At 65.9% G+C, this 24633-nt stretch carries 19 protein-coding genes; 10 read left to right on the top strand and 9 right to left on the bottom strand.

What is annotated here, in order from left to right; all coding sequences use genetic code 11:
- Nucleotides 1-39: 39 nt before the first annotated feature.
- Genes I6F31_RS26070 through nthA form a run of 3 tightly spaced genes read right to left on the bottom strand, consistent with a single transcriptional unit; the run spans nt 40 to nt 1705 of the window.
- Nucleotides 40-417: a nitrile hydratase accessory protein gene (locus I6F31_RS26070; protein ID WP_225147957.1), complete on the bottom strand. Its 378-nt coding sequence runs from the start codon at nt 415-417 to the stop codon at nt 40-42.
- Entirely contained in the window at nt 417-1076 is a 660-nt protein-coding gene (gene nthB, locus I6F31_RS26065; protein WP_225147958.1) for a nitrile hydratase subunit beta, read from the bottom strand. The genes I6F31_RS26070 and nthB overlap by 1 nt, the downstream gene beginning before the upstream one ends.
- A complete protein-coding gene (gene nthA / locus I6F31_RS26060; RefSeq protein WP_225112872.1) occupies nt 1073-1705 on the bottom strand; it encodes a nitrile hydratase subunit alpha in 633 nt (210 codons plus the stop codon). Before nthA ends, nthB begins: the two co-directional genes overlap by 4 nt.
- 118 nt (nt 1706-1823) lie before the next feature.
- On the opposite strand from nthA, the gene I6F31_RS26055 reads away from it, so the two are divergent.
- The 3 genes from I6F31_RS26055 to I6F31_RS26045 all read left to right on the top strand — a co-directional run bounded on the left by I6F31_RS26055 (nt 1824) and on the right by I6F31_RS26045 (nt 4650).
- Entirely contained in the window at nt 1824-2630 is an 807-nt protein-coding gene (locus tag I6F31_RS26055) for an enoyl-CoA hydratase/isomerase family protein (RefSeq protein WP_128262154.1), read from the top strand.
- Nucleotides 2631-2855: 225 nt separating this feature from the next.
- Entirely contained in the window at nt 2856-3995 is a 1140-nt protein-coding gene (locus I6F31_RS26050; protein WP_225186331.1) for a methionine ABC transporter ATP-binding protein, read from the top strand.
- On the top strand, nt 3985-4650 hold the full coding sequence (locus I6F31_RS26045) for a methionine ABC transporter permease (protein WP_057029183.1): 666 nt from the start codon (nt 3985-3987) through the stop codon (nt 4648-4650). The genes I6F31_RS26050 and I6F31_RS26045 overlap by 11 nt, the downstream gene beginning before the upstream one ends.
- Before the next feature lie 6 nt (nt 4651-4656).
- On the opposite strand, the gene I6F31_RS26040 is transcribed toward I6F31_RS26045, so the two are convergent.
- A complete protein-coding gene (locus I6F31_RS26040; RefSeq protein ID WP_225186330.1) occupies nt 4657-5646 on the bottom strand; it encodes a helix-turn-helix domain-containing protein in 990 nt (329 codons plus the stop codon).
- A 183-nt stretch (nt 5647-5829) separates the two neighbouring features.
- On the opposite strand from I6F31_RS26040, the gene I6F31_RS26035 reads away from it, so the two are divergent.
- The 3 genes from I6F31_RS26035 (at nt 5830) to I6F31_RS26025 (ending at nt 11591) form a co-directional block, all read left to right on the top strand.
- A complete protein-coding gene (locus I6F31_RS26035; RefSeq protein ID WP_225140860.1) occupies nt 5830-7020 on the top strand; it encodes a serine hydrolase in 1191 nt (396 codons plus the stop codon).
- 15 nt (nt 7021-7035) lie between these two features.
- A complete protein-coding gene (locus I6F31_RS26030; RefSeq protein WP_225186329.1) occupies nt 7036-9024 on the top strand; it encodes a primary-amine oxidase in 1989 nt (662 codons plus the stop codon).
- Nucleotides 9025-9350: 326 nt separating this feature from the next.
- Complete coding sequence (locus tag I6F31_RS26025; protein WP_225147963.1) at nt 9351-11591, top strand: TonB-dependent siderophore receptor; 2241 nt, start codon at nt 9351-9353, stop codon at nt 11589-11591.
- Nucleotides 11592-11645: 54 nt separating this feature from the next.
- On the opposite strand, the gene I6F31_RS26020 is transcribed toward I6F31_RS26025, so the two are convergent.
- The 5 genes from I6F31_RS26020 to I6F31_RS26000 form a co-directional block, all read right to left on the bottom strand.
- Nucleotides 11646-13097 (bottom strand): aldehyde dehydrogenase, encoded by a 1452-nt coding sequence (locus I6F31_RS26020; RefSeq protein WP_225112878.1) that lies wholly within the window; start codon nt 13095-13097, stop codon nt 11646-11648.
- Between the two features lie 35 nt (nt 13098-13132).
- Entirely contained in the window at nt 13133-13864 is a 732-nt protein-coding gene (locus tag I6F31_RS26015) for an ABC transporter ATP-binding protein (protein ID WP_036028046.1), read from the bottom strand.
- Nucleotides 13857-15527: a branched-chain amino acid ABC transporter ATP-binding protein/permease gene (locus I6F31_RS26010; protein WP_225112879.1), complete on the bottom strand. Its 1671-nt coding sequence runs from the start codon at nt 15525-15527 to the stop codon at nt 13857-13859. The genes I6F31_RS26015 and I6F31_RS26010 overlap by 8 nt, the downstream gene beginning before the upstream one ends.
- Entirely contained in the window at nt 15524-16399 is an 876-nt protein-coding gene (locus tag I6F31_RS26005) for a branched-chain amino acid ABC transporter permease (protein WP_109143775.1), read from the bottom strand. Before I6F31_RS26005 ends, I6F31_RS26010 begins: the two co-directional genes overlap by 4 nt.
- Nucleotides 16400-16463: 64 nt before the next feature.
- Complete coding sequence (locus tag I6F31_RS26000) at nt 16464-17678, bottom strand: amino acid ABC transporter substrate-binding protein (protein ID WP_225112880.1); 1215 nt, start codon at nt 17676-17678, stop codon at nt 16464-16466.
- A 255-nt stretch (nt 17679-17933) separates the two neighbouring features.
- Between I6F31_RS26000 and I6F31_RS25995 the strand changes: the two genes are divergently transcribed.
- The 4 genes from I6F31_RS25995 (at nt 17934) to I6F31_RS25980 (ending at nt 24621) form a co-directional block, all read left to right on the top strand.
- Nucleotides 17934-18809: a helix-turn-helix domain-containing protein gene (locus tag I6F31_RS25995; protein WP_225112881.1), complete on the top strand. Its 876-nt coding sequence runs from the start codon at nt 17934-17936 to the stop codon at nt 18807-18809.
- Nucleotides 18810-19021: 212 nt separating this feature from the next.
- Nucleotides 19022-20314, top strand: coding sequence for a siderophore utilization protein FsrB (fsrB, locus tag I6F31_RS25990; RefSeq protein ID WP_036039542.1), 1293 nt, complete (start codon nt 19022-19024; stop codon nt 20312-20314).
- Nucleotides 20315-20401: 87 nt separating this feature from the next.
- Nucleotides 20402-21229, top strand: a complete 828-nt coding sequence (locus I6F31_RS25985; RefSeq protein ID WP_225112882.1) for a hypothetical protein — start codon at nt 20402-20404, stop codon at nt 21227-21229.
- 302 nt (nt 21230-21531) lie between these two features.
- Nucleotides 21532-24621, top strand: a complete 3090-nt coding sequence (locus I6F31_RS25980; protein ID WP_225186328.1) for an adenylate/guanylate cyclase domain-containing protein — start codon at nt 21532-21534, stop codon at nt 24619-24621.
- The last annotated feature ends 12 nt before the right edge of the window (nt 24622-24633 follow it).

The following is a 24633-nucleotide window of genomic DNA, read 5'->3' as shown; positions in this document are numbered from 1 at the left end:
ATTGCTTCGCTGCGCTCGCAATGACGACGGAGCAATCAGCTAGCCAAAATCCTCTGGCCTGAGCTCGATCGGCTTGCCGTGTGGCGTGCGATCCGCGGCGTGGTCCCACGCATTCCGATAGCGGTGCAGCGTCTCCATCGACGCGACGCCCTTGCGGGCGACGAGGCCCTCCAGCGTGGCGAGCCAGTGCAGATAGTAGGTCTCGCCGGTGTCAGGATCGCCCGCGGCCTGGGCGCGCTTGATCTCGTCTGCGAGTGCTGCGGCCCATTCCGGCCAGGTGAATACGCCGCGTTCGTGCAGGCTCAAGGCCATCGCGAAGGCATGCGCCTCCCAGGGCGCTCGGAACACCGGGCCGTCGTCGTCGCACGGAATGCTCGGGATCGCCGCCGTCGCGGCGGCCGCAAGCGCGCCGCTCATCACGCCGGCTCCAGATAGGGCTCGAAAGCGTCGATCGAGACCTTCAGCGTGGGATCGCCGTCCTCGCCCCAGAGGTCGCGGCCCTCGAACACCACGGTATAGAGCCATTGCGGGTTCTCGCCGCGCTCCATCGCCGCCGTGTCAGGAAACACGTGGCAGCCATGGTTCAGCTCGACCACGCCGACATGGCCACGGACATAGCGCGGCAGCCGCGTGTGCGTGGCTGGATGAATATTCCTGGCGCGGACGCGATCGCCGATGTTGAATTTCGCCGGAGCCGGGGCAGGGCGGCCGAACTTGCCGCGCACCATCACGCGCTCGACATTGGCGCGGTCGAACTTGCCGTGCTTGAGCGCCTTTGCAGGCTGCATCGCATGGCCGGCGGCGACCTCCTCGCGGGTGAGATAGCCTTTGTCGATCAGCATCTCCTCGAGCCCCAGAAACCACTTCTTGTAATAGGAGCTCGACAGATAGACGTGCGGCGGCAAGGTCTCGCGATAGAAGCGCGAGGTGTCGATGTTGAAGGCGCCGGCCGCGCCCATCGCGCGCACCATGGCCAGCACGCGCGACTCCCATTCCTCGTGAAACATCGGCTCGTTCTGCTCAGGCTCGACCTTGCCGAACCCGTCCATGCCGCCCATGTCGTGCACGCCGTTCACGAGGGTGCTCCCGGCGTCCTTGGGAAACCGGTGCCGATCATGGAGTCGCGCGTCACGAGCTCGGCGAGCTGCTCCTCGCTCCAGCCTTCCGTGCCCGCGGGGCGCATCGGCAGCACCAGGAAGCGCGTCTCGGCGGTGGAATCCCACACCCGGATCTCGGTGTCCTTCGGCAGCGCGACGCCGAAATCGGCGAGCACGCCGCGCGGGTCCTTCACCGCACGCGAGCGGTAGGGCGCGGCCTTGTACCAGACCGGCGGCAGCCCGAGCATTTCCCAGGGGTAGCAGGAGCACAGTGTGCACACGACCATGTTGTGCCGCTCGGGCGTGTTCTCGACCACGACGAGATGATCGCCGACGCGGCTGACATGGCCGAGCGTGCCGATCGCCTTGGAGCCGTCCTGCAGCAGCGCCGTCTTGAACGCCGGATCGGTCCAGGCTTTGGCGACCACGCGCGCGCCATTGTGCGGGCCGATCTTGGTCTCATAGGCCTGGATGATAGCGTCGAGCGCAGCCGGCTCGACATAGCCTTTTTCGGTCAGGATCGTCTCGAGCGCGCGCACGCGCAGCTCGGTCTCGGACAGCTCGGAATGATCGTGATCGTGGTGATGATGGTCGTGATCTTGGCTCATGCCGCGGAAGATAGGCGCAATGGCTAGGGGCTGTCGAGGGCTCGTTGCAGCGCAGTCCTGGCACGTATGCGTGAGGGCATTTGTACGCTAGCATCCCGCAAACAGCGTGGAGATGATGGTGACCGATTACGTGAAGATCGAGAAGGGTCTCGGGCCGGAGGGGCGGATCGCGGTCGTGCGCTTCGACCGCGGCGACGGCATCAACGCGCTCTCGCCGGAGGCGCTGCGCCAGCTCACGGCGGCCGCGCGCAGCTTCGAGGACGATGCAGCGACCTCGGTCGTCGTGCTGACCGGCAGCTCGGGCGCCTTCAGCGCCGGCTTCGATCTCAAGGACGCCGAGGGACGCTCGCGCAAGGAGATGGACCTCGGCGCGCTGCGGCGGCACCTCAAGCTCGGGCCGCGCCTCACCCAAGCCTGGCAGGACATGGAGCAGATCACCATCGCCGCGATCGAAGGCTTTTGCGTCGGCGGCGGTGTCGCGCTGGCCGTGGCGCTCGATTTCCGGGTGATGGGGCGCGATGCGCATCTGCGCGTGCCCGAGATCGGGCTCGGCATGAATATGAGCTGGCAGAGCATTCCGCGCATGCTGCATCTGATCGGGCCGGCTCGTACCAAGCAGGCGGTGATCCTGGCCGACCAGCGTATCAGCGCGGACGAGGCCTATGAATGGGGGCTCGTCGAGCAGGTGGCGGATCCCGGCCATGCGCTCGATGCCGCCATGGAGCTTGCCCGCAAGGTTGCCGCGCAGCCGCCGCTGTCCGTCGCCATGACCAAGCTGACCGTCAACCGGCTCGCGCATGCGCTGGACGACCTTGCGAGCCACATGGATGTCGATCAGTTCGCGCTCGCCAGCCTCAGCGAGGACCACAAGGAGGGCGTGGAGGCGTTCCTGACGCGCCGCAAGCCGCGGTTCCGGGGTCGGTGATCACAGCGCCGATAGTCGGCGGATAATCTTCTCCGCCAGGAGGCGATCGGGAAAACTTCCTCCAAGTCCTTCCAAATATCTGAGATTGCAAGGAAGACCAGAAAGAGCGAAGGTGCGTGCTGCGGTGCAGCGCGCTCGATCGAGCCCTCGTCGCCATTCTCACCCCGTCGCAGACGCGACCGGTTCCCATTTGCTCTGGGCATCTGGGTGACCAAGCTATCGTGCATGAAGGCCATCTCCATGAATGCCCGCCAATCGCTCGCGATCGGACGACCGATCGAAACGCTCGAAGCGATTTCACCCGCGCCCGCCGAGCCGGACGCGATGGTTCGTTTCGCCGGCATCTCCAAGACCTATCCGGCCTATCGCGGCAAGCCCGGCGTCAACGCGCTGCAAGACATCGACTTCGCCATTCCGCGCGGCTCCATCACCGGCGTGATCGGCCGCTCTGGCGCCGGCAAGTCGAGCCTGGTCCGGCTGATCAACGGCTTGGAGAAGCCGACCACGGGCCGCGTGATCGTCGACGGCCGCGATATCTCGGCCTTGGCCGGCCGCGAGCTGCGGCTGGCGCAGCGCTCGATCGGCATGATCTTTCAGCATTTCAACCTGCTGTCCTCGCGCACCGCGGCCGACAACATCGCGCTGCCGCTTGAGATCGCCGGTTGGACCAATGCCGACATCAAGGCCCGCGTCGCCGAGCTGCTCGCGCTGGTCGGCATCGCCGACAAGCACGACCGCTATCCTTCCGAACTGTCCGGCGGCCAGAAGCAGCGCGTCGGCATCGCCCGCGCGCTGGCGACGCGGCCAAGCGTGCTGCTGTCGGACGAGGCGACCTCGGCACTCGATCCGCAGACCACGCGCGCGATCCTCGATCTGCTTGCGAACATCAACCGCGAGCTCGGCGTGACCATCGTGCTGATCACGCATGAGATGTCCGTGGTGCGCCAGCTCGCCAAGGAGGTGGTGGTATTGGACGCCGGCCGCGTCGTCGAGAGTGGTCACGTCTCCGACATCTTCACGCAGCCAAGACATCCGATCACGCAATCCTTCCTGGCGGAGGTGATCGGCGACAGCCTGCCGGTGTCGCTGGCGAGCCGGATCGTTTCGGAGCGGCCTGCCGGCGGGCAGGCCGTGATCCGGGTCCAGGTGCGCGGGGCAGGGGCCGGCGACACCGTGGTGGCGCGGCTCGCGCGTGAGCTAGCGCTCGACGTGTCGCTGCTGTCGGCGCGCATCGACGAGATCGGCGGCCAGCATGTCGGCTCGCTGACGCTCGGAATTCCCGGCGGCGAGGACGCGGTGACGCGGACGCTCGCCTGGCTCTCTCGATATCAATTCTCGGCGGAGCGTCTCGGCTATGTCGCCTGAACTCATCAACCTGATCGTCCAGGCTACCTTCGAAAGCCTGTACATGGTCGGCATCGCGGCGTTGCTCGGCACCGCCTTCGGCCTGCCGCTCGGCGTGTTCCTGGCCACCAGCCGCAAAGGCGAGCTGTTCGCGGCGCCCATCGTCAATCGCGTGCTCGGCATCGTCGTCAATGCGACGCGCTCGACGCCCTTCATCATCCTCGTCGTCGCCATCATCCCGTTCACGCGCCTCGTTGCCGGCACCTCGATCGGCTCGACCGCCGCTATCGTGCCGTTGACCATCGCCTCGACGCCGTTCATCGCGCGCCTCGTCGAGGCTGCAATCCGCGAGGTCGACGGCGGCCTGATCGAGACCGCGTCCTCGTTCGGCGCTTCGCCCCTTCAGATCGTGCTCAAGGTCCTGATCCCGGAGGCGCTGCCCGGCCTGCTGCTGGCGCTGACGCTCGCGGTGGTCAGCCTGCTCGGCTATTCCGCGATGGTCGGCGCAGTCGGCGGCGGCGGTCTTGGCGATCTCGGCATCCGCTACGGCTATCAGCGCTTCATGCCGGAGATGATGCTGGCCGTCGTGGTCGTGCTGATCGCACTGGTGCAGATAGTCCAGAGCGCCGGCGATTACCTGGCGCGCCGGGTCAACCGCCGGCTGCGGCATCGCTGAATCCGATCAGGCGGCACACCTCGCGCGACGCAGCGTCTGCGAGGGCAGCTCGCCGAAGTGACGCTTGTAGTCGAGCGAGAACTGGCTGAAGTGCCAGAATCCGTGCTGCACCGCGACGTCGTAGACCGAGGTCTCGTTGCCGCCGGCGCCCTTGAGATCGCGCCGCACACGGTTCAGTCGCATCGCGCGCCAATAGTGCATCGGGCTCGTGCCCAAAACCTCCTGGAAGCAATAGCCGAGCTTGCGCGGGCTGGCGCCGACGGCCTTGCAGACCTCCAGCAGCGAGAGCGAGCGATCGCCCCTGCCATGCATCAGCTCGCGGGCACGATCCACGGTTCGCTTCCGAGCCGCCGCGCTGCGGCCGGGATCGCTCGGGCGTGCGGTCGGCAGCATGTCCATGATCTCGACGAGGAGGGCATCTTCCAGGGCCTGCCTCGCCGCCGGATCGTTGAACGTTGCCGGAGCGGTCGTGATCGTCGCTTGAATGGCGGCCAGATGCGCCCGCAGCCGCGCGACCGGCGCTTCCGCCATTTCGATCACCTGCAGCCGGTGCCAGGCGGTGCGCGGCAGCTCGATGTCGAGCCGGGCGGCGAGCTCTGCGATCAACACCGTGCTGGCAACGACGCCGCGCAGCTCGAAGGCCTTCGGGGTACACATGTCGATCTCGGCGTCGATGCTGGCGAGGACGCGGGCGCCGCTGGCACCGGTCCCGTTGAAGCTGAGCTCGCCATCGCCGTGCCAGGGCAGGCCGATGCCAAAACTGTCGGCGCCAAGCTGGCCATATTGGCGGACCTGCTGGCTGGTGATCTCGCAGAACACCTCCAGCCGCCGCAAGGAGAGTTGCGTGAAACTGCCCCGGAACGCGCCGGCGCTGATCTGATCGTAGCTCAGCCGCCAGCGGCCGAGGCTTGCGCAATGCTCATCGACATCCGTGCTGTTCGCCTGGAGCAGGCCCGCAGCCGAGTCCTGAATCGGAAGATTTGCCGTTAAGGCCATGGCAGTACGTCGAAAATCCTTGAGCCGAGCAGCGAGCAGGAACCACGCCAGACTGGCACGGCCAGAGACACTGTCCAGCAAAATATTGCTGGATCTCGATAACGCCTGACAGCGCCGCGGTGCAGGCTTCCGTCCTGCCGTTCCGACATCGCTGCCGGGACGGCGCTTCGCGGAGGGATCGAGATGCGACCGACCGATGTCATGCGCGGCAGCCCGCCCGTACCCGAGGCTCAGGTGACGCGCGCCAATTGGCGCAGCTTTCCCGCGATCCGCTGGGGTTTTACCCACACCCGCGAAGTGCTGCCGACCGCAGAGATTCGCCGCTCCGCCCGGCCGACGCCAATGAGAAGCGCCCCGCGCGAACTGGCAAAGCTCGGCTTCACCGGGCCTGATGGCAAAGCGACCACGATCGAATGCGCGCTGCGCGAAACCTTTGCCGACACGCTCCTCGTGATGCATCAGGGCACGCTGATCCATGAATGGTACGGCGACGGCATGAGCGCGACCACGCCGCATCTGATCTGCTCGATCAGCAAGGCGATCGCTGGCACGCTCGGCGGCGTGCTGGCCGCGCGCGGCCTGGTCGATCCGGAGGCGAGGGTGCTGCGCTACGTGCCGGAGCTAGAGACATCGGTCTACGCCGGCTGCACCGTCCGCAACCTGCTCGACATGGCCGTGGCCATCAAGTTCGAGGAGGATTACGAGGACCCCGCCGGCGACCTCGCGCGCTATCGGTTCTCCTCGGGTTGGGACGTGCCGCCGCCGGACGTCGAGCCCAGCCATCAGCGCGCTTATCTGACGACGCTGCGCGGCAGCGGCAAACCGCACGGCAAGGTGTTCCACTACGTCTCGCCCAATACCGAGGTGCTCGGCTGGGTGTATGAACGCGCCTGCGGGATGCCCTACCATCTTATTCTCTCCGAGTTTCTCTGGCAGCCCCTGGGCGCGGAGGAGGACGGCTCTCTCACACTCGATAGCCACGGCATGGGCCGCATTGCCGGCGGCATCTCGGTCACCGCGCGCGATCTCGTCCGCTTCGGGGAGATGATCCGCTGCCGCGGCGTCGTCGAGGGCCGGCAGGTGGTGCCGGGCTGGTGGATCGACGATATCCGCGAGAACGGTGATCCCAAGGCGTGGGCCGATGGCGACCTCGCCGAGTTCTTCCCGGGCGCGCGCTACCGCAGCAAATGGTTCACCATCGATCCTTCGCGCAACGCGCTCACCGCGATCGGCATTCACGGCCAGCACCTCTATGTCGACCTCGACTCCGACACCGTCATCGTCAAGCTCGCAACACAGCCCAAGGCGATGGACGTGTCGATCGACCAGCGCTGGTTTGCTGCCTTCCGCGCCATCACCGCACATCTCGCCTGATATTTGGACGTCCTCATGCTTGAAACCGCCAAAGCCCAACCGCAAGCGCAGACCGCGACACCGCATCCGCTCGATCCGCTGACGGCCGACGAGATCACCGCGGCTTGCGCTTTGGTGCGGGCGGCGGCCGCCTCAGCGGCGAACTGCCGTTTCCCGACGGTGCGGCTGGAGGAGCCGACCAAGCAGGAGCTGGCTTCAGGCGAGGTGGGACGCCGTGCCTTCGCGTTGACGCTCGACGTCGCCACGGGCGAGGCGATCGAGCATATCGTCGACCTCGGCCGCGGCGAGATCGTCGGCCGCAAGGTCGTGCCGAATCGCGAGGCGCCCTATGGGCAGCCGCCGGTGATGCTGGAAGAGTTCTTCAAGTGCGATGCCGTGGTGAAGGCCGATCCCGCTTGGCGGGCGGCGATGGTTCGGCGCGGGCTGACCGACAAGGACATCGAGCTGGTCCAGGTCGACCCGTTCTCCTCCGGATTCTTCGACAAAGCGTTCGAGCGCGGCGCCCGCATCGTGCGGGCCGTCAGCTATTTTCGCGAGCACCTTCAGGACAACGGCTACGCCCATCCGATCGAGGGCGTGGTCGCTGTGGTCGACCTCATCGGGCGCAAGATCATCGAGCTCACGGATGAAGATCCGATTGTGCCGATTCCGCGCAAGAAACGGAACTACGGCGCGCATGAGGTGCCAAACCCGCGCACCGACATCAAGCCGCTGCATATCGAGCAGCCGGATGGGCCGAGCTTCAAGGTCGACGGTTGGAAAGTCGACTGGCAAAAATGGAGCTTCCGCGTGGGCTTCACGCCGCGCGAGGGCCTCGTGCTGCATCAGCTCGCCTACCAGGACGGCGCGCGTAAGCGGTCGCTGATCCACCGCGCCAGCGTTACCGAGATGGTGGTGCCTTACGCCGATCCGACCGCTAGCCACTTCTGGAAGTCGGCCTTCGATGCCGGCGAATACGGGCTCGGCATGCTCGCCAACGCGCTGGAGCTGGGCTGCGACTGCCTCGGCAACATCCACTATTTCGACGTGCCTGCCGCCGACAACAAGGGCGAGCCCTTCGTCATGCAGAACGCGATCTGCATGCATGAGGAGGATTACGGGATTGCCTGGAAGCACTACGAGTTTCGCAACGGCCTGTTCGAGGTGCGGAGATCCCGGCGGCTCGTGATCTCGTTCTTCGCCACCGTCGGCAATTACGATTACGGCTTCTACTGGTATCTCTATCAGGACGGCACGATTCAGCTGGAGACGAAACTCACCGGCATCATCCAGACTGCCGCGGTGCGGCCGGGCGAAAAGTACCGATGGGGCGGCATGGTCGACGATAATCTCGGCGGCCCCACGCACCAGCACTTCTTCAACGTCCGCCTGCATATGGATCTCGATGGCGGCGGTAACACGGTGACGGAGCACGAGTTCGTGCCGCGGCCCTGGGGCGACGACAATCCGCACGGCAACGTGTTCGACACCACCACGCGCGTGCTGTCGCGCGAGCGCGACGCCGCAGCGGTCGCCAATGGCGAGACCGGCCGGTTCTGGAAGATCAGTAATCCGAACGAGATCAACTCGGTCGGCGGTGCACCGGCCTACAAGTTCGTCGTCAATCCCAGCCCGCTGATGCTGGCCCAGGAGGGTAGTTACGTGCGCAAGCGCGGCGGCTTCGCCACCAAGCATGTCTGGGTAACTGCATTCGATCCGGCCGAGAAATATGCCAGCGGCGACTATCCCAACGTTCACGCCGGCGGCGACGGCCTGCCGCGCTATGCCGCGCAGAATCGCAATATCGAGAATGCCGACATCGTGGTGTGGCACTCCTTCGGCCACACCCATGTCTGCAAGCCCGAAGACTTTCCGATCATGCCGGTGGAATATGCCGGCTTCGTGTTGAAGCCAACCGGATTCTTTGCGGCGAATGCGGCTGGCGACCTTCCGCCGGACCGCAACAGCCGCAGCGTGCTGGCTGGCGAGAAGAGCACGACCTGTTGTCACGCGGACCGGACGTGACCTTCATCCGCTCGCACCCTTGGCTTTGGTCGCAACACTGATTGCGCGACGCGGCCGTGGCACGCGGTCGGGTCCTGACACACTGACAGAAACATTCTAGAAGCATTCCAATCCCAAAGAAGCAGCGCGCATGAGCGCATGCGTCGCACGTGCTGTGCACACGTCTGGAGAAATTCTAACGCCGTTCCTATCGCACTCCGAAACCGCCTGAGTTAGGGCGGGCCATCAAGATCGATACCGGCAAAGCCGGCAGTGCGTGGGGCTCAACAGACGTGACCGATTTCCAACCTTCTTCGCGTAAGAACACGCGCCGCCGACAAATCCAGATGCTCTTCCTCGGTGCGGCCAGCACACTCGCTCTCGCCGTGCCCTTCGGCTCTGCCCAAGCCCAGACGCAGATTCCCTCTGTCACCGTCGAAGCGCCGACGCAGCGCACCCGTCCAGCGGCGATTGCGTCGTCGCGACGGGCTGCGGCGGCGCGAACCGCACGCGCCAATCGTCGGGGCCCGGCGCAGCAGGCCGCGCCCACTCAGTCGGCAGCATCGAACGGTGCCACGAGCGAACGCGCCAACGGACCGGTACGCGGTTTCGTCGCGACGCGCAGCGGCACCGCCACCAAGACCGATACGCCCTTGATCGAAACGCCGCAGTCGGTGTCGGTCATCACCACCGACCAGATCAGAAACCAGGGCGCGGTCTCGATCGGCGAGGCCTTGCGCTACACCGCCGGCGTCAGCGGCGACGTCAATGGCGGCTCGGACACCCGCTTCGGCGGCCTCCAGATCCGCGGCTTCGACATGACGATGCCGGGCCTCTTCGTCGACGGCTTGCGGATTCCCTCCAGCAACTACGTGCACTTCAATGGCCTCGAGCCCTATGGGGCCGAGCGTATCGAGGTGCTCAAGGGTCCGTCCTCCGCGATGTATGGCGGCAGCGGCACAGGCGGCGTTCTCAACTACGTGACCAAGCTGCCGACGGCGCAGCAGTTCGGCGAGGTCTCGATCTCGGGTGGCAGCTTCAACCGCTATCAGGGCCAGTTCGACATGGGGGGCGCCGCCAACAAGGAAGGCACGGTGCTGTGGCGCCTGACCGGCGTCGTGCGCGACGGCGAGACCCAGGTCGATTTCAGCAAGGACAATCGCGTCTTCATCGCGCCCGCCGTCACCTTCAAGCCGAACGAGGACACCACCATCACCCTGCTCGCCAACTATCAGCGGGACCGGGCAGGGTGGGGCCTTCAGTTCCTGCCGGCCTCGGGCACGGTTTGGCCGAACAACGGCCGCACCATCCCGGTCTCGTTCTTCGCGGGCGTGCCGGGCTTCGACGCATTCAACACCGAGATCGCAACCGTCGGCTACCAGCTCGCGCACAATTTCACCGACAACGTCACGTTCCGGCAAAATCTGCGCTACGCCTATCAGCACAACGAGGAGAAGGTGTTTTATGGCGGCGGCTATACCAACGAAGCCGCAGGGCAGCTCGCGCGCTATGGCAGCTACAGCAACTCCTACATCAACTCGTTCGCCGTGGACAACCAGCTCCAGGGCAAGTTCACCACCGGCATTCTCAGCCACACCACGCTGGTTGGCGTCGACTATCGCAACACCTCCTTCCGCGACACCGCCTTCAGCGTCACGACCTCGTCCCCCGAGATCAACGTCTTCAACCCGAACTACAGCTACGACTACGCCATTGGCGCCATGTACGACAACACCGGCGTCAAGCAGTCCCAGGTCGGCGTCTATGCGCAGGATCAGATCAAGCTCGGCCGGCTCTCGTTCCAGCTCGGAGGCCGCCAGGATTTCGTGACCACGCAGGTCGATAACGGTATCGCCAATACCACGGCCGCGAAGGACGCCTCGGCCTTCACCGGCCGAGCCGCCGTGATGTACAATTTCGATAGCGGCATCGCGCCCTATTTCAGCTACTCGGAATCGTTCCTGCCGCTGCTCGCGACCGGGTTTGGCGGACAAATGCTCAATCCCGAGACCGGCGTCCAATACGAGGTCGGCGTCAAGTATCAGCCGATCGGCTGGAACGCGCTGTTCACCTTCGCCGCCTTCGACCTGACGCGCGATAACGTCGCTGTGTACGTGCCCGCGGCCACCTTTTACGAACAGATCGGGCAGGTGAAGTCGCGCGGCATCGAGCTCGAAGGCACGATGTCGCTCGCCGATGGCTGGAACCTGCGCGCCGCCTATGCCTATGTCGACGCCATGGTCACGCAGGATCCGGTGAATGTCGGCAAGGCGCCAACTACGGTGCCGCTCAACCGCGCTTCGCTGTGGAGCGACTATACGCTGCAGAACGGGCCGCTCGCCGGCCTGCAGTTCGGCGGCGGCATCCGCTATGTCGGCGCGACCTGGGGCGACGAGGCCAACACGTTCAAGGTGGGATCGTCGACCGTTCTCGACGCGCTGCTGGCCTACAACAGGGACAATTGGCGCCTGGCGCTGAACGTCACCAATCTCGCCGACACCCGCTATGTCGCCTCATGTTACAGCATGTCGGGCTGCTTCTACGCGGAAGGGCGGAAAGCCATCGCCAGGCTGACCTACCGCTGGTGAGCACAACGCGAGGACGGTCCGGCCTTGGAGGCCGGACCTGTTCCTTCCGCCCGATCAGAACGGATAGTGCCGGGGCCCGGTCTGCACGGTGACCCAGCGCAGCTCGGTGAACTCGTCGATGGCGGCCTTGCCACCGAAGCGGCCGTAGCCTGACGCCTTGGTGCCGCCGAACGGCATCTGAGGCTCGTCATGCACGGTCGGGGCGTTGACGTGGCAGATGCCCGCCTCGATCCGCCTGGCAACGCCGAGCGCACGGGCGATGTCGCGGCCGAACACGGCCGAGGAGAGGCCGTACTCGGTGTCATTGGCCACGCGCACGGCCTCGTCCACCCCGCTCACGCGCACCACGGTCACGACCGGACCAAAGCTCTCCTCGCCATAGATCCGCATCGCCGGCGTGACATGATCGACGATGGTGGCGGGCATGATGGTGCCGCTGCCGTGGCCGCCGGCAGCGAGCACGGCGCCCTTGGCGACGGCATCGTCGATCAGGCCCCGGACGCGCTCGCAGGCGGCGTCACTGACCAGCGAGCCGAGCACGACATTGCCCTTGCGTGGATCGCCGAAGGGAAGGCTCCTGGCCTTGGCGGCGAACTTGGCGATGAAGGCGTCCGCCACCTTGTCGTCGACGACGATCCGCTCGGTCGACATGCAGATCTGCCCCTGGTTCATGAAGGCGCCGAACGCTGCCGCATTCACGGCGGCGTCGAGGTCGGCATCGTCGAGGATGACGAGCGGGGCCTTGCCGCCAAGTTCCAGCAGCGCGCGCTTCAGGTGCTTTGCACATGCCAGTGCGATGAGGCGGCCGACGCGGGTCGAGCCGGTGAAGTTGACGCGGCGGATCGCGGGATGGGCGATCAACGCCTCGACCACCGCCTGCGCATCTTCTGGCGCGTTGGTCACGACATTGACGACGCCGTCGCCGAGGCCGGCCTCGGCCAGGCAGCTTCCGATCAGCCGATGCACGCCGGGGCTCATCTCGGACGCCTTCAGGACCACGGTGTTGCCGCAGGCGAGCGGCATCGCGACCGAGCGCACGCCGAGGATCACAGGCGCGTTCCACGGCGCGATGCCGAGCACGACGCCAACCGGCTGGCGAAACGCCATGGCGAGATTGTCGGGCTTGTCGGTCGGAATGACCTCGCCGGATATCTGCGTCGTCATGGCCGCGGCTTCGCGCAACATGCCTTCGGCCAGGTGCACGTTGAATCCGGCCCAGCCCGCGGTGGCGCCGGTTTCGGCGACCATCAGCGCGGTGAATTCCGCGGCCCGGCGTGCGAGGATGTCGGCGGCCGCATTGAGCCGCTTGCGGCGCTCGGACGGGCCAAGCTGCGACCAGGCCGGGAAGGCGGCGGCCGCAGCGTCCGCGGCCCGCATCGCGTCGTCGATCGAGGCCGCCGCCACGATCGTCGCGACGTCGCCGGAGATCGGGTTGTGGCGCTGGAAGGTACGCTGATGGCTGGCCGACTGGTCCTTGCCGCCGATGAGAAGGTCGATCGCGTTCATGATGCACTCCAAAGGTTGCAGGCGGGATTGAGCGATTATGGTGGGGACGGGGCCGCGCGGGCCTTGCCGAGATAGGCGCGCTGGACCTCCGGATCGTTCTTCATCGCACTGGCCGGCCCGCTGCCGGCGTTGCGGCCGGACTCGATCAGGTAGACACGGTCGGCGATGTCGAGGCTCGCCCGCGCATTCTGCTCGACCAGCAACACGCTGAGGCCGCTGCTACGGATCTCCGCCAGTGCACGGAACACTTCGCGGCTGAGCAGGGGCGACAGGCCGAGCGAAGGCTCATCGAGCAGGAGCAGCAGCGGGTTCGACATCAGCGCCCGGCCGATCGCCACCATCTGCTGCTCGCCGCCGCTCATGGTGCGAACGGCCTGGGCCATACGCTCGGCAAGGCGCGGGAACAGTCGCAGGATCCTCGCGAGCCGGTCTGCCTCGCCTGCGCGGGCGCGGGCGGGGTAGGCGCCGAGCTGCAGATTCTCGGCAACCGTCAAATCGCCGAATACGCCGCGGCCTTCGGGCACCAGCGCGATGCCGCGCTCCACGATCAGGTGGGCGGGCAGCTCGCCAATGTGATGTCCCTCGAACCGGATCGTTGCGCCGGGGGCAGGCTTGACCAGCCCGGCGATGCTCTTGAGCAAGGTGGACTTGCCGGCGCCGTTGGCGCCGAGGATCGCGACGATCTCGCCTTGCCCAATAGCGAGCGCAATGTCGGCGAGAGCCTGGTGCTTGCCATAGAAATGGGAGAGGGCGGCGACCTCAAGCATCGTCGCCTCCGAGATAGGCTGCAACGACTTTTGGATCGGACAACACGGCCTCCGGCGCGCCGCGCGCGATCACGCTGCCGGCATTCATGACGATGCAATGGCTGCACAGCGCTCGAATCGCATCCATGACATGCTCGACCATGATGATGGTGAGGCCGCGATCGCGCAATTTCGCGATCAGCGCGATGCCGGTCTCGAGCTCGCTCGGGTTGAGGCCCGCCAGCCATTCGTCGAGCAGCACGAGGCGCGGCTGCAGCGCCAGCGCGCGGGCAAGCTCGAGCCGCTTCTGGTCGATATAGGTCAGCTCGCTCGCGGGCGTTTCCTGCAGCTTGCCGAGCCCGACGAGGTCCAGCAGCTCGCTTGCCGTTGCGCCCGAGCCGTTCGTCGTCGAGAACAGCCGCGCCGCCGCAACGTTTTCGGCCACCGTCAGGTCCGGCATCACGCGCACCAGCTGGAACGTGCGCGCAAGGCCAAGGCGCGCGATCTGGTGCGCGCGCATACCGTTGAGGACGATGCCGCCCAGCCGGATCGTGCCCGAGGAGGGCCGCAGCGCCCCGGACAGCGTATTCAACAGCGTCGTCTTGCCGGATCCGTTCGGGCCGATGATGCCGATGATCTCGCCCGGCGTGACTGTGAAGCTGACACCGTCGACGGCGCGTAGTCCGCTGAACGATTTGCTGACGCCGTCGACCGCGAGCAGCGGTGCATCGCCCGCGCGGGCGGGCGCGGCGGCGGGACCGCCGGCCGGAACACGCCAGCGGCCCGCCCCGAACAGGCCGATCACGCCGTTCGGCAACACCATCACGATGAACACGAAGATGACGCCGAGCACGATGCTGAAATGGTTGGGCAGCGTCGCCGTCAGCACCTCGAACAGCAGGACCAGGGGAATGACGCCCAGCACGGGCCCGAACAGCGAGCCCGCGCCGCCCAGCAGGGCCATGATCACGACCTGGAACGAGATGGTCGGATTGAACGCAATGGCCGGATCGATATAGGTCCAGCGTGGCGCCATCACCGCGCCGGTCACCGCCATGAAGGTCGCGCTCAGAATGAAGACGCCGAGCTTGATCCGCGTGGCATCGATGCCGGAATGGCTCGCCGCGGTCTCGTCGGCGCCGATGGCGCGCAGGGCCAGCCCGTAGCGCGAGCGCCCGAGCATCCACCCCACCAGGAAGACGATCGTGGTCAAACCGAGGAGCTGCCAGTAGAGAACGTCCTGCGTCACCGCACTGAAGAGATAGCGGCCGACCGACTTGTGGATGTTGACCTCGTACCAGATCACGAGCTGCCGGATCAGCTCGGCCAGGCCGAAGGAGAAGATCACGAAATAGATTCCGGACAGCCGCAGCGTCGAAAGCCCGGTGATTGCGGCGGTGAGTGCGCCCACGCCGGCTGCGGCCAGCAGCACGACCGGCCAAGGCATGGTCTCGCCGAGCACCGCAGCCGTGTAAGCGCCGAGCCCGAAGAACGCGACCGTTGCAAGCGAGATGTAGCGCGTCGGGCCCGAGAACATCGCCCACGCGGTCGCCAGGATCGTGAAATAGAGCACGCTGATGCCGAGCGCGAGATAATAGCCGTTGGCATAGAGCGGATAGGTGACGAGGCATGCGGCGAGGGCGAGGCCGGCGCACCACAGCAGAATGCGGACGGGCCCCGTCATGACGCCGCCCTGCCGAACAGGCCGGTGGGCTTGATCACGAGCACGCCGAGAAACAGTGCGTAGGTCGCAGCCAGCGTCAGACCGGGATCGACCAGCCGCGCCACCGCGGTCTCGACCACACCAAGCAGCAGCCCGGCGACCAGCGCGCCGATGACGTTGCCGACACCGCCCATGATGACGACGACCAGCGCCTTCATCGTGAAGACCACGCCCATCGCGGCATTGAAGGTGAGGAACATGCTGATCAGCACACCGCCGACGGCGACGAGGCCGCCGCCGAAGGCAAACGCCAGCCCCGACAGGGCCGCGACGTCGATGCCGACGAGACGCGCGGCGTTGGCATCGACGGCGATGGCGCGTACCGCAGTGCCGATCCGGGTGCGGGTGAGGGCGAGATAGACGGCGCCGCCGACCAGCGCCGCGAACAGCAGCGCGACGAGCCGATTGACGGCAAGCGTCGAGCCCATGATCGTCAGCGGAATGGAGAGATAGCTGTAGCTGTAGTACTGGCCGCCAAAGGCGACCAGCATGGCGCCCTGGATCACGAACAGAACGCCGAAGGTGACGAGGATGCTGTCGATCTCCTGTGCGCCCCGGTCCTTGCCGCGCCGCATCAGCCGTTCCAGCAGGAAGCGATATAGCAGCCAGTTCAGCACCATCGCGACCGGGACCGCCAGCAGCAGCGCCGCGAGCGGGCTCAGCCCAAGGCCGCCGTAGAGCGAGAACGCGCCGAAGGCGGCCGCGACCAGCGACTCTCCATAGGAGAGGTTCATGATCCGCGCCACGCCATATTGCAGCGTCAGCCCGAGCGCGATCAGCGCGTACATGCCGCCGAGCACGAGGCCCGGCAGGATGATGTCGACGAGCAACATGAAGCGGCGTCCCCTTGAGCGGACGGCAGGCAGGCCTCGCCGACGCAAGGCCTGCCAACCAGCCTTACTGCCACTGCGGCTTGGGCACGACCGCGGCGCGCGCGCCCGTCAGCGAGGTTGGCGCGAGGGCGTAGAACTCGCCGTTCTGCCACTGTCCGACGCTCCAGACCTCCTGCAGCAGCCCGTCCTTCAGCTTGACCTTGCCGATGATGGTCTCGAATGTGCCCGCACGGATTTCCGCCGCGACAGCGGTGCGATCCAGCTTGCCGACCTTTTCGATCGCCTGCTGGAGCACCTGCAGGCTCGCATAGGTGATCGAGCTCGCCCAGCGATCGGGCTCCTTGCCGGTCGTGGCCTTGTGGCGCGCCAGATACTCCTTCAGCTGCGGAGACTCGGCATTCCAACCGCCGATGCCCATCACGCCGTCGCTGTTGGCGGCAAACTTGCCCTTGTAGAGCGGGAACGCGGTGCCGACGCCGACATAGAAAACCTTCGGGTTGAACTTCAACAGCTGCGCCTGCTCGGTCAGCGCGATCGTATCCGGCGGATAGCTGAAGGCGACGAACGCATCCGGGTTCGACGCGATCGCATCCTTCAACAGAGGCTGGAGATCCTGCGTGCCCATCGGATAGGTCTTGTCATAGCCGAGCTTGAAGCCGTGCTTCTTGAAGGCCTCGCGGCCCGCGGCGGACAGCTCGATGCCGAACTGGTCGGCGATGCTGACCATCGCGATGTTCGCCCCGATCTTGCCTTCGCTCTTCAGCTTGCCGAGCAGATCGGCGAGCCCCTCGGATATCTGGGCCGACGTCCCGAGCCAGAACGTCGCGTTCGACCAGCGCTTGGCAAGCTCCGGCGCCTTGTCGGTCACTGACGTGACCGCGAGGTGAGGGTAGCCCAGACGGTTCAGAGTCGGGCCGACCGCGAGATTGAGGCCCGTGCCCCACGGCGAAAGAATGAAATCGACCTTGTCCTGGTTGGCGAGGCGCTCGATCGCCTTGACGGCTTCTTCCGAGCTGCTGCGGTCGTCATATTCGACCACCTCGATCGGCAGCGTCTTATCGCCGAGCTTGATGCCGCCGGCGGCATTCACGTCCTTCACCCACAGCTCATAGTTGGGCAGGGTGGTGATGCCGGCGCCGCCGGCATAAGGACCGGTCTTGGAAATGGCGTAGCCGATCCGGATCTTCTCCTGCGCATCGGCCGAGGACGTCCCCAGCGTTCCGGCCAGAGCCGCAAGGCCAACGACGCGCAGCAACGTTCGACGGTTCGCTGAAAACATATCGTGTCTCCCTCCTGTTGCACTCAAGCGATGGTCGGCATCGCAGTGAGTGGTCGTTTCCTCTTGATCCCAACTTTCTCTAGGGCGGCATCATTGAGCCGGCCGCCACCCGGACTTGACCTAGCAAGCATCCCAAGCTTTGCTCGCACAATGGACAAATCCGGTGAAAGATTGGACGGTTCTGGTCTCGGTGGCCAAGTGCGTCGAGGCGTCGCGGGCCCAGATCCGGCACCGGCAACCGCCCCGAGTGGGGCTGTGCCTGTGGGCGCCGAGCTGATCGCGGCGCACTACGTCGCGCGGCGATGGACGCTGACCTCGAAAGCGGCCCGTCCGTTCATTCATCTGCTCTGCCTTCCCGGCGGCGGGACCGCTGAGATCGGTCAGGCCGGCAGGACCATGCGGACGGTCGGATCCGCGCTGGTCTGGCTCCCGGCGGGATCCGCCGACTATCTGGAGGTGTCGGCAGGCACGACGGCGCAGCTGCTGCAATTGCGCGCCGGTATCTGGCATCGCTATCTCCCGCCGTCGGCGGAGGCGGCCTATCTCGCGCTCGAGGGCGCAGGCGGCATCCTGGCGTTGCAGGTCGAGGCCGATCTCGCGGCCACGTTCGCGCGTTCGATCGCGGCGATCGCCGCCGAGATCGCCTCGCCCGCACGCAGTAGTGCAGCGTCGATCATGTCGGCGGAGCTGACGCTGTGCGTGCTGCGATTCTGGCGCCTGTTCGCTGGCGATGGGAACCGCAACGAGGAGAGCAGCAGCACCGAGATCCTGAGCCGGTTCCGCAGGCTGCTCGAGGAGCGCTATCAACAGCACTTGCGCGTCAGCGATTACGCCAGGCTACTCGGCACCACGCCGGATCGCCTGCACGCGCTGTGCAGCCGCGAGCTGAAGCGCTCGCCGAGCGAGCTGATTCAGCAGCGCCTCGTCAGGGAAGCGGCGACGCGGCTGGAGGCTGGAACCATCGCCGTCAAGCAGATCGCATTTGCGCTGGGCTTCACGGACACCGCCTATTTCAGCCGCTTTTTCCGCAAGCACACCGGCGAGGCACCGGGCGTATGGCGTCGGCGCGTTGCGGCACGCGCGAGAGCGGGGCGATCGAGACCGACGCTGAATTTTGCCGATTGGCCGTAACGCACGCGGCTGCGTCGACACCCGATCACGCATGGACGCTTTGTCGCGCAGCTTATTGGCCAGTCTCGATAAATTCTAATGTCGGACCTCTCGCACTGCAACTGTCCCTGCGTTAGGCCGAAGGCCCACCGGCTGAACTGCCGGCGGCGAGTCCAATCGAAAAGCGGTCCGGCAAATGAGGGGCCGGGCCCAGTGGGAATGAGATCTGAGCGATGAGAGCGATATTCGGCAAACTGCATCGCTGGGCGGGACTGCTGACGGCCGCCTTCCTGTTCTTCTCCGGCATCACCGGCGCGATCATCTCTTGGGATCACGAGCTCGACGACGTCCTGAACAGCCATCTGTTCGATGTCTCGACGAAGGGCCCGGCCATTCCCTCGCTCGAGCTTGCCAAGATGATCGAGCAGCGCGATCCCCGCGCGCGCGTCGTCTACCTCTTCATGACGCCGGAGCAGGGCCACTCGCTGTGGTTCTTCGTCATGCCGCGAATCGACCCCGCGACCGGCAAGCGTTACCCGCTCGACTACAACCAGGTCTTTCTTGATCCCAACACCGGTGCGGAGCTCGGCCGGCGCTATTGGGGCGCGGTCTGGCCCGTCACGCGGGAAAACTTCGTCTCGTTTCTGTACAAGCTGCACTACACGATGCACATCCCGGAATTCTGGGGCAGCGACCGCTGGGGCATGCGCGTGCTCGGCATCATCGCCATCATCTGGACCATCGATTGCTTCGTCGGGTTCTATCTGACGCTGCCCTCGCGCCGGCGCGCCAAGGCCGCGCGGGCGCCTGAGGTCACGCGCCAGCTCGAGCGCGGCTTCTGGGCGCGCTGGGCGCCGGCCTGGACCATCAAGACCTCGGGCAGCGCCTACCGGATCAATTTCGACATCCACCGCGCATTCAGCCTGTGGACGTGGGGCGTACTGTTCATCATCGCCTTCACCGCGTTTTCGCTGAACCTCTACTTCGAGGTGTTCTCGCCGCTGATGAAGATGGTGTCGAACTACACCCCGACACCCTATGAGCAGCGGCCCTATCGCGATCTCGATAATCCGATCGAGCCCAAGATGACCTTCGCCGAGATTGCTGCCCGCGCGGCCGCCGACGGCAAGGCGCGAGGCTGGACCACCCCGGTCGGCGCGCTCAGCTACGGCCCGGCCCATGGCGTCTACGCCGCCGCGTTCTTCCATCCCGGCGACGATCACGGTGCCGGCGGCGTCGGCCCGGCGCAGCTCTATTACGACAGCGAGGACGGCCGCCCCATTGGCGAGCGGCTGCCCTGGGTCGGCACCGCCGCCGACATCTTCGTGCAGGCGCAGTTTCCGCTGCATTCGGGGCGCATCGTCGGACTGTTCGGGCGTATCCTGATCTCGGTGATGGGCCTCGTGGTCGCCGCGCTCTCTGTCACCGGCGTCGTGATCTGGTGGCGCAAGCGCCGCGCCCGCGTTCGCGTGCGGGAGACGGCGGCCGTGCGGCTGAACCGGGAGCAACTGACGCCGGCAGAGTAGGGCACCCGCGTTCCGCCAATGGATGAACCTTGGCACGCGGCCTCGGCACAAAGATGGGAGATCGCTTTCCAGTCTTCCGGAATTGCAATGAGATTGCTTGCCTTGCTCTGCGTGCTCGTCCTGGCCGCGCCCGCCGGGGCGGCCGCGCCCGAGCAGCATTATCTCGACCTGCGTGACCGCTACATCGCAAAATTCTCGAATGCCAAGGAGAGCGACGAGATCTATAAGCAGCACGATGCGGCCCTGAAGGAGCTGGCCGGCGTGCTGCGCGGTCTGATCGGTCCGGTCGCGATCAAGGGAGTCCCGGCCGAGGGCAAGTCGAATGTCGATACGCTGTTCAAGGACGACATCGGCTTCGGCCATCTCGACGGGCTGAGCTTCGCATCCGAAGGCGACAAGATGCAGGCCGTGGTGACCACGACCGGGCTGCTCAAGCACTGGCTTGGCGAGCATCGCGAGGACGGCATGCCTCAGGACAGTGGCGCCGCGTTGAAATCCGACCGCTTCTATTATTACGCCATCCAAGACGCCGCCTTCGCGATCTACGCGGAGCTGCCGATCACCAAACCGGCAAGGGCGAGCGTCGCAGCCGCTGTGCTCGGCGTGCGCGGCAATGGCGGCCTCAAGGGCCCGCCGGACGAAATCGATGTCGTCGCGATCCAGGGCGACAAGGTCTATTTCCTCGCGGCAAGGGAGGCCGTGAAGACCGCCCCGATCGCGACCTGCGAGAAGGTCTGGAAGCAGAGGATGGCCAAGCCCATCGACAAGAAAGACCCGCGCGGCGAGATGGCCCGCGAGGACAAGGCAATGACCGCCTTCACGGCGTGCTTCGCCAAGGAAGCCCCGAGCCAGAGCTGGTATGCGGCCGCCGTCAAGAAGGCGCAGAGCCAGCTGGACCGGCTGCCGCTTCCCTAGGAATGCCAGCTCGATATTCTCCGCCGTGATCCTCCGGCTGTGAACCACCGGCTTTGAACCACGCCTTAGACGGCGCAGGCGAGGCGGCGCCGCGCCGTCGGCAAACGGAAGACATGAGGTTTTTGAATAGGTTAGGCCAATGCGGTCGTCCTGATCGTCATATTCGGCGGATGCAATCCCCGCGAGCTTCCACTTGCGGGTTGGGCGAGTTACTATGGCCTTTTGCGATACTTGCTGCATCCGGTCTGGCACCCGCTGGAGACCGTTCTTGCGGTTCGTCAACGAGTTGGCTGCGATTGACGATGATTACGCAGACCCGCGACCCCAGAGGCGAACGTCATCGATTGACGGTGCTGTTCTCCGACCTTGTCGGATCAACCGCCCTGGGCCGGGATGTCGAGTCCGAGCACCTTTCCGAACTCCTCAGCCAGTTGCGGCAGATCTGGCATCGCGCGGTGGCGAAGCACGGTGGTCGCATCATCCGAACGCAGGGAGACGGTGCGCTCGCCATTTTCGGCTATCCCCAATCCGGCGAAGATGACGGTCGTCGTGCTGCGGAAGCAGCACTCGATATTCACGAATGGGTCGGAGAGCTGCGCCACGATGGCGTATCGCCGGCGCTGATGCCGCTTCGAATGCATTCGGGTATCCATGCCGGCACCGTGCTCCTGACCCAAGGCGACATCGAGTCCGGCCGGTATGACCTGATCGGCGATGTCGTGAACACGGCAGCGCACCTGTCGCGCCACGCCGGTCCGGATCAGATCCTGGCCAGCCTCGATGCCCTTGGGCCGCATGCCAACTTCTTCGAGCTCGCCGCCCACCTCCCGGCGGCTTCGGGAATGCCGCAGGCGAGGCTGGTGTTGGGTCGAAGCACGGCGACCCGACGCTTCGAAGCAACCTCGCGCCGCGGCCTGACACCCTTCATCGGCCGCAACGAGATATTCGGCTTCCTGACACGCTTTCTGAGCGAAGCACCTGCGCAGGCGCAACGCTGCGCGGTGGTCGTCGGCGGGCCCGGACTCGGCAAGACGCGCCTTCTGGAAGAGGTGCTGGGGCACGTCGGCACCGAGCGCATCAGGCTGCTGCGAGGCAGTTGCGAGAGTTACGTCGGTGCCGAGGTTCTGCAACCATTCCTGCAAATGCTGCGCGCTGCGCTGGGAATTCGAGCGGACGCCTCCCTCGTCGAGGCAAAGGAGACGGCGCGCGCGGCTCTGGAGCCATGGGCGGCCCAGCTCGGTCCGAATGCAGAATCGATCCTGGCACTGGCGTCGGCCGGCGCCGATGCGCGTGGCGGCCGCATCACCGTCGATGGCGTCGTCGGCGATCTGCTCGGGTTCTTCACCGGACTGTCGGCACATGGCCCGCTGGTGCTGGTGATCGACGACTGGCAATGGTCTGATGACGCGAGCCGCCAATTGCTGCAGGCTTTGCTGGAATTGCCCAACGGACCTCGCGTCATCCTCGCCAGCCGGCCGCGCGAGGACGGCACCGAATGGATTTCCGGCGCGCCGCACCTGTTTCTCGAACCGTTTCAGGGGCCGGAAACCGACTTTGCCGTACGACGTTGGGTCCCGCAGGCCGATCCCTTCCTCGTAGCCCGCATCCATGCCTATGCGGGCGGGGTGCCGTTGTTCATCGAAGAGCTCTGCCATTCCATCGCCGCCAACGATCCGGCCTCGTTCGAAGCGCGCAGCAAACAGGGCTGGATCGCAACCCTGGTCGCTTCGCGCCTGGCACGCCTGCCGCCCGATGAGGCGAAGGTGGTGCGCGCCGCGGCCGTTATCGGCAACACCGTGCCGCACGGGTTGCTGGTTTCGGCCTGCGGCAGCGAACCCGACCCGGCCATCGTGCGGGCATTGGCGGATGCGGACTTTCTCTTTGCGGATCCAGCGGGCGGCGTCCTTCGCTTCAAGCACGGCATCACGCGCGATGCGGTCTACGACACCATTGGCCTGCACGAGCGTCAGGCATTGCACAAGCGGATCGAAGACACCCTGCTGGCGCGGTCCGAGCAGGCTGATCGCGAGGATGCGATGGAAGCTCTGGCCTACCATTCGCAAGGCGCAGGTCATTGGGAAAGCGCAGCCCATTATGCTGAACGTGCCGGCGACAAGGCCATGGCTGCATTTGCGCTCGATCGTGCCAGTGCGCAGTACCAGGTCGCGATGCAGGCGCTGGATCGCGTGCCCGATCGCTCGCGCGAACAATCGCTGCGCTGGTGCCTGCTGGCCAACAAGCTGGGTATGGCCAACATCTTCGACCCGCTGTCGCTGACCGACGATACCTCCGTGTTCGAACGCGCGGTCGCGATCGCGTCCTCCCTCGGCGAGACCGCCGCGATGGCCAGCGCCTATGAATGGCTCGGCTACATGTGTTACGGGTTCGGCCGCTTCCGGGAGGCCGTGACGCACACGCGGACGGCACTGGAATTGGCACGCAAGCTCGAAGATCGTCGCCTGATCGCCCAGATCGAAGCTACGCTCGGGCAGATTCTGGCTGCAAGCTGTCAGTACGACGAAGCGATCGCCTTGATCGACGCTGCCATTTCGACCAAGCAGCAACGCAGCCGGCGTCATGGTGCGATATCCTTCGGGGCGGCCTATGCGCTGTCGTGCAAGGGCGGTGTCTTGGCGGATCGCGGCGATTTCGAGGGCGCCCACGCCTGTTTCAGTGAAGCCATGGCTCTGGTCGAAGGCTCGACTCACCCAGTCGTCAATTCCGTCCGCAACTGGATTGCGGTCGCACTGATCTGGCAGGGCCGCTGGCAGGAGGCGGAGCAGCTCGCCGTGGAAGGGGCGCGCATCGCCGAGAACACGCGCAGCCTGCTGCTTCTGGCGGATTGCCGCGCCGCCTCGGGATTTGCCCGCTGGTCGGCGACCGGCGACGCCGACGGCTTGCTGCAGTTGCGGAATGCCGCGGAATGGATGGAGCGGCGCAATTTTCACTTCTACACGTCGGTTCAGTACAGCTGGCTCGTCGAGGCGGCGACCGCCGAAGGCGATGTCGAGACGGCGCGGCGGTATGCCGCCCATGTCCTGCGCCGCGCACGCGAAGGCGAGCGATTGGGCGAGGCGGCAGCATGCCGCTCGCTGGCGAAGCTCGCAGCGCTGCGCCAGGATCGCGGCTTGAGCGAGCGCTGGTTGCGACGTGCCGAAACCTCCGCAGGCTGGCGCGGTTCGCTGCGCGATGCGGCTCTGAACCTCTCCCTGCGCGGCGAGCTTCTCGCAGGGCAGGGCCGGGGCGAGGCGGCCCGCCAGACCATGATGGAAGCCGCCGAGAAGCTGCGCGCGCTCGGCATGCACTGGCATGCGGAGCAGACGATCAGGCTCGTCATCGGCACACCCGTCGTCTATGCCAACGATCAGCTCGCTCGGCATTGTGCCGTCTAACCCCTGCGCACC

It is taken from the genome of Bradyrhizobium sp. NBAIM01, assembly GCF_020194115.1.
Lineage (GTDB): Bacteria > Pseudomonadota > Alphaproteobacteria > Rhizobiales > Xanthobacteraceae > Bradyrhizobium > Bradyrhizobium yuanmingense.
Note: the sequence above shows the minus strand (reverse complement) of the source record. Positions and strands in the feature narration are given on the sequence as shown.